Below are 544 nucleotides of genomic sequence, written 5' to 3'. Positions count from 1 at the left end.
GTGTCTCGTGGGCTCGGGCGACACGACCAACACCTATCACACGCTAATGGCCATGGCGCCGGCGAGCTGGACGGCGGACGACCTGTTTGAACTGCACTGGCTGATGAAGCGGGGCCTTGGGCAGATGCTGTGCGGGGCCGAAGCGCCCAAGTGCGGGGCGTGCCCGGTCAAGCAGATGTGCGCCAAGGCGGGGGTCGGGCATAGTGCGGAGGTGCTGGCTTGGCGGCCTAGGGGGTAGCGGGAGTCGGAGGCGAGGAAGGTGGCTTTCGCCGCATTGCGAACCTTGGCTCCCTGCGTCCTTCGAGGCGCGCTCAAGAGCGCGCACCTCAGGATGAGGTGTTCAGCAACAAGTTTCCTCATCCTGAGGTGTGAGCCGTAGGCGAGCCTCGAAGGACGCAGGGAGGCTGCAAGCGTCCGTGGGCTCGATCTGGATCCCGGCCTTCGCCGGGAAGGTCGGGTTTCTGAAGGGGTGGTGGAGACTGGTCACAACCCTGGGCGGAAGTTTGGAAGTTCAGTTTCTAGTCCGTCATCCCGCGCTTTATGC

1 pseudogene is annotated in these 544 nt (G+C 64.3%); it reads left to right on the top strand.

The window, feature by feature from the left end:
- A pseudogene (locus BFN01_RS01440) lies at window positions 1-238 on the top strand (hypothetical protein); the annotation flags it as partial.
- Between the last annotated feature and the right edge of the window lie 306 nt (window positions 239-544).

The sequence above is a fragment of the Microbacterium sp. AR7-10 genome, assembly GCF_001878835.1.
Classification (GTDB): Bacteria; Actinomycetota; Actinomycetes; order Actinomycetales; family Microbacteriaceae; genus Microbacterium; species Microbacterium commune.
Note: the sequence above shows the minus strand (reverse complement) of the source record. Positions and strands in the feature narration are given on the sequence as shown.